Origin of the sequence: Kineococcus glutinatus (assembly GCF_039542765.1) — a bacterium.
Taxonomy (GTDB): domain Bacteria; phylum Actinomycetota; class Actinomycetes; order Actinomycetales; family Kineococcaceae; genus Kineococcus_A; species Kineococcus_A glutinatus.
In genome coordinates this window covers 1-4,934 of record NZ_BAABIL010000753.1, presented here as the reverse complement: position 1 = coordinate 4,934, position 4,934 = coordinate 1, and the positions used below count along the sequence as shown (strand labels likewise).

Below are 4,934 nucleotides of genomic sequence, written 5' to 3'. Positions count from 1 at the left end.
CGCGCCGAGCGCCCGGCCCAGCTCGGCGGGGCGGCCGAGGGCGTCGCCGTGCCAGAAGGGCAGCCGCCCCGGCAGCCCGGGCGCGGGGGTGACCAGCACCCGGTCGTGGGTGATGTCCTCGATCCGCCAGGAGGAGGAGCCCAGGGTGATGACGTCGCCGACGCGGGACTCGTAGACCATCTCCTCGTCGAGCTCGCCGACGCGGCGGCCCGGGCCCTCCCCGCCGGCGAGGAACACGCCGAACATGCCCCGGTCGGGGATGGTGCCGCCGCTGGTCACCGCCAGGCGCTGCGCCCCCGGCCGGGCGGTGAGCGTGCCGCCGACGCGGTCCCACACCAGCCGCGGGCGCAGCTCGGCGAACTCGTCGCTGGGGTAGCGCCCCGAGAGCATGTCGAGCACGGCATCCAGCACGGGCCGGGACAGCTGCGCGAACGGCGCGGCGCGGCGCAGCAGCTCGTGCAGGTCGTCGACGGCCCAGTCGTCCATCGCGACCATCGCCACCACCTGCTGGGCGAGGACGTCGAGGGGGTTGGCCGGCACCCGCAGCGCCTCGATCCGCCCGGTGCGCATCCGCTCGACCACGACGGCGGTCTGCAGCAGGTCGGCGCGGTACTTGGGGAAGAGCACGCCGCGGGAGACCGCGCCCACCTGGTGCCCGGCGCGGCCCACCCGCTGCAGGCCGCTGGCCACGCTCGGGGGGGACTCCACCTGCACGACGAGGTCGACGGCGCCCATGTCGATGCCCAGCTCCAGGCTGGAGGTGGCCACCACCGCGGGCAGCCGGCCGGCCTTGAGGTCCTCCTCGATGAGGGCGCGCTGCTCCTTGCTCACCGAGCCGTGGTGGGCGCGGGCCAGCACCGCGGGCGCACCGGTGGCGGCGCCGGAGGCCATGACCTGCGCCGGCTGCACGGCCTGCGCGTCGCGGCGGCCGGGGGCGGCGGGCCCGTCGGGGTCCAGGCGGGCGTCCCACACCTCGTTGAGCCGGGCGGTGAGCCGTTCCGACAGCCGCCGGGAGTTGGCGAAGACGATCGTGGAGCGGTGCTCGGCGACGAGGTCGACGACCCGCTCCTCCACGTGCGGCCAGATGCTGGCCCGGCGCGGCTCGCCGGCCGCCAGGCCCGTCAGATCCACCGCGGCCGGGTCGGAGGTGCCGGCGTCGAGGTCGCTCATGTCGGGCACGGGCACCACGACGCGCAGGTCGAACTCCTTGGCCGCGGGCGGCTGCACGACGCGCACCGCCCGCCCGCCGCCCACCCAGGAGGCGACGGTCTCCACGGGCCGCACGGTGGCCGACAGCCCCACCCGCTGCACGGGCCCGCCCCCGGCGGCCGCCACGAGCGCGTCGAGCCGCTCCAGCGACAGGGCCAGGTGCGCGCCGCGCTTGGAGCCGGCCACGGCGTGCACCTCGTCGAGCACGACGGTGCGCACCCCGGCGAGCTGCTCGCGCGCCTTCGACGTCAGCAGCAGGAAGAGCGACTCCGGCGTGGTGATGAGCACGTCCGGCGGCGTCCTGGCGAACGCCCGGCGCTCCTCGGCGGGGGTGTCGCCGGAGCGGACGCCCACCCGCACCTCCGGCTGCGGCAGGCCGAGGCGGACGGCGGCCTGCCGGATGCCGGCCAGCGGGCTGCGCAGGTTGCGCTCCACGTCGACGGCCAGCGCCTTCAGCGGTGAGACGTACAGCACCCGGCAGCGGTGCGCCCGCTCCTCGGGCACCGGCTCGCTCGCGACGCGGTCCAGCGCCCACAGGAACGCCGAGAGCGTCTTGCCCGAGCCGGTGGGGGCCACCACGAGGGCGTGCTCGCCGCGGCTGACCGCGTCCCAGGCCCCGAGCTGGGCCGCGGTGGGCGCGGCGAACGCACCGGTGAACCAGTCGCGGGTGGCGGAGGAGAAGCGCGCCAGGACGGCGGCGGGGTCCGGGGCTGCGGCGGGGGGCTCGGCGCGGCGTCGTGGTGACACCCGGGCATCGAAGCACGCGCCACCGACACCCGCCCTCCCGCGGCCCCGGCCGGCCGTGGCACCCTCGCGCCATGCGGCTGAGCGACTTCTGGCGTCTCGTCGACGAGGAGTTCGGCGCGGCCCACGGCCGCTCCCTCACCGTCGACCAGGTCCTGCTCGCCCTCGGCGAGCGCACGCCGGTGCAGGCGCTGGAGGACGGCGTGGAGCCCAAGGAGGTCTGGTTCGCCCTCTGCGACGCGCTCGACGTGCCCGCCGAGCGGCGCTGGGGCCGGGAGCGGCCGAAGCGGCGCTGAGCCGCGGCGGCGCCCGGCCGGACGGCGGCGGTGACCTCGCAAACCGGTTCACCCCCCGGGGGCCCGCCGCTAGGGTCGAGGACCGTGACCAGCGCCGCTCCCGCCCCCGCGCCCCCGGCGCAGCGCACCCCGGGCCCGCTCGTCGAGGCGCGCGGCCTCGTCAAGGCCTTCGGGGACTTCACCGCCGTCGCGGGCATCGACGTGGCCGTGGCCCGCGGGGAGGCGTTCGGCTTCCTCGGCCCCAACGGTGCCGGCAAGTCCTCCACGATGCGGATGATCGGGTGCGTCTCCCCGCCCACGGCCGGCACCCTGCGCGTGCTCGGCGCCGACCCGGTCCGCGACGGCTCGGCGATCCGCGCCCGCCTGGGGGTGGTGCCGCAGCGCGACACCCTCGACGAGGAGCTCACCGTCCGGGAGAACGTCCTGGTCTACGCCCGCTACTTCGGCCTGTCCCGGGCGCGGGCGCGGGCCAAGGCCGCGGAGCTGCTGGAGTTCGCCCAGCTCACCGACCGCGCCGACGACAAGGTCGAGCCGCTCTCCGGCGGCATGAAGCGCCGCCTCACCATCGCCCGCGCGCTCGTCAACGACCCCGAGGTCCTGCTGCTCGACGAGCCGACCACCGGCCTGGACCCGCAGGCCCGGCACGTGCTGTGGGACAAGCTGTTCCGCCTCAAGCGCCAGGGCGTGACCCTCGTGCTCACCACCCACTACATGGACGAGGCCGAGCAGCTGTGCGACCGGCTCGTCGTGATGGACGGCGGGCGGATCGTCGCCGAGGGCTCACCGCGCCAGCTCATCGAGCGCTACTCCACCCGCGAGGTCCTGGAGCTGCGGCTGGCGGCCGAACCCGGCGGGGAGGAGGTGGCGCGCGCCGCCGAGGTGCTGGCGGGCGGCGCGGGGCGCACCGAGGTGCTGCCCGACCGGCTGCTCGTCTACACCGACGACGCCGACGCGGTGGCCGCCGAGGCCGAGCGCCGCGGCATCGCCGTCCTGTCCGCCCTCACGCGCCGCTCCACGCTGGAGGACGTCTTCCTCCACCTCACCGGCCGGACGCTGGTGGACTGATGGCCCTCCAGCTGTCCGCGCACCGCCCGCGGCCCGGCGCGGGTGTCGCGCGCGCCTACTCCTTCTGGCTGCTGAACTACCGCCGCAACTTCCTCGGCTCGGCGATCAGCAGCTTCCTCGCGCCGGCGCTGTTCCTGGCCTCGATGGGTCTGGGCCTCGGCTCCCTGGTCGACTCCGGCGCCGACCCGGCCCTGGGCGTGCCCTACGTCGCGTTCGTCGCCCCGGGCGTGCTGGCCGCCACGGCCATGCAGACCGGGGTGATGTGCTCGACGTTCCCGGTGATGACCGCCATGAAGTGGCAGCGGCAGTACCACGCGATGATCGCCACCCCGCTGACGGTCCTCGACGTCCTGCTCGCCCACCTGGCCTACACGGCCACCCGGGTCCTGCTGGCGGCCGGGGTGTTCCTCGCCGTGGCGTCGGCGCTGGGCGCGGTGCCCTCGCCGTGGGCGCTGCTGGCCCTGCCGGCGGCGGTCCTGACGGGGCTGGCCCACGCCGCACCCGTCGCGGCGTTCTCCGCCGGCCAGGAGACCGACTCGGGTTTCATCCTGCTCTTCCGCCTCGTCGTGACACCGATGTTCCTGTTCTCCGGCACGTTCTTCCCCGCGCAGGACCTGCCCGCCGGCCTGGAGCAGCTGGCGTACGCGACCCCGCTGTGGCACGGCGTGGACCTCAGCCGCGACCTCGCCCTCGGCGCACCGGACGCCGGTTCCGCGGTCCTGCACGTGGCGTACCTGGCGCTGTGGGCCGCGGTGGGCGCCGTCCTGACCCGCCGCACGATGGCACGGAGGCTGCTGCGGTGAGCACCACCACGACGGAGCGGCGCGCGCCGGCCGCGCTGCGGGCAGCGGTGCGTGCCGTGCCGTTCCCGGCCGGTGCGCACCTGGCGCGCCGGCTGCTGGAGCGCAACGTGCGCACCGCCCGCCGGTACTGGCTGCAGTTCGCCAGCGGGTTCTTCGAGCCGGTCTTCTACCTGCTCTCCCTCGGTGTCGGCCTCGGCGCCCTGGTGGGGGAGGTGGTGCTGCCCTCGGGCCGCGAGGTGCCCTACGCGGCGTTCGTCGCGCCGGCGCTGCTGGCCTCGACGGCGATGAACGGGGCGGTGTTCGACTCCACGTTCACCGTGTTCTTCAAGCTGAAGTACTCCAAGCTCTACGAGTCGGTGCTGTCCACGCCGCTGCGGCCGTGGGACGTGGCGGTGGCGGAGATCGCCTGGTCGCTGCTGCGGGGCGCCTCGGCGGCGCTCGCGTTCGTCCTCGTGCTACTGGCGGCCGGGCTGGTGGGGTCCTGGTGGGGGTTGCTGGCGCTGCCGGCCGCGGCCCTGGTGGGTTTCGGTTTCGCCGGTGTCGGGATGGCCGTGACGACGTTCATGCGCTCCTGGCACGACTTCGAGTTCGTGACGCTGGCGATCCTGCCGATGTTCCTGTTCTCGGCGACGTTCTACCCGCTGAGCACCTACCCGGAGGCCCTGCAGTGGGTGGTGCGGGCCACCCCGCTGTACCACGCGGTGGAGCTCGAGCGCGGTCTGCTGCTGGGGGAGGTGGGCTGGGGGCTGCTGGGCCACGCCGCGGTGTTCGCCGTCATGGGGGTGGTGGGCCTGCGGGTGGCGGCCCGGCGGCTGGA

The 4,934-nt window shown here is 75.7% G+C and carries 5 protein-coding genes; 4 read left to right on the top strand and 1 reads right to left on the bottom strand.

Annotated elements, in window-relative coordinates; all coding sequences use genetic code 11:
- On the bottom strand, nt 1–1,956 hold a 1,956-nt coding region (locus tag ABEB16_RS20985), incomplete at its 3' end, for a DEAD/DEAH box helicase (protein ID WP_345714125.1).
- A 71-nt stretch (nt 1,957–2,027) separates the two neighbouring features.
- Between ABEB16_RS20985 and ABEB16_RS20980 the strand changes: the two genes are divergently transcribed.
- From ABEB16_RS20980 to ABEB16_RS20965, 4 genes are all read left to right on the top strand, one after another.
- Nucleotides 2,028–2,249 (top strand): DUF3046 domain-containing protein, encoded by a 222-nt coding sequence (locus tag ABEB16_RS20980; protein WP_345714124.1) that lies wholly within the window; start codon nt 2,028–2,030, stop codon nt 2,247–2,249.
- Nucleotides 2,250–2,333: 84 nt separating this feature from the next.
- The gene (locus tag ABEB16_RS20975) at nt 2,334–3,314 is read left to right on the top strand and encodes an ABC transporter ATP-binding protein (RefSeq protein WP_345714123.1); all 981 of its coding nucleotides are present in this window, start codon (nt 2,334–2,336) and stop codon (nt 3,312–3,314) included.
- Entirely contained in the window at nt 3,314–4,117 is an 804-nt protein-coding gene (locus ABEB16_RS20970; RefSeq protein WP_345714122.1) for an ABC transporter permease, read from the top strand. Before ABEB16_RS20975 ends, ABEB16_RS20970 begins: the two co-directional genes overlap by 1 nt.
- Nucleotides 4,114–4,934, top strand: an 821-nt coding sequence (locus ABEB16_RS20965) for an ABC transporter permease (protein WP_345714121.1), incomplete at its 3' end; no start/stop codon positions are given. The genes ABEB16_RS20970 and ABEB16_RS20965, both read left to right, overlap by 4 nt.

Coding starts and splice junctions, on each gene's coding strand:
- ABEB16_RS20980 (WP_345714124.1), top strand. CDS start 2,028: ATGCGGCTGAGCGACTTCTGGCGTCTCGTCGACGAGGAGTTCGGCGCG.
- ABEB16_RS20970 (WP_345714122.1), top strand. CDS start 3,314: ATGGCCCTCCAGCTGTCCGCGCACCGCCCGCGGCCCGGCGCGGGTGTC.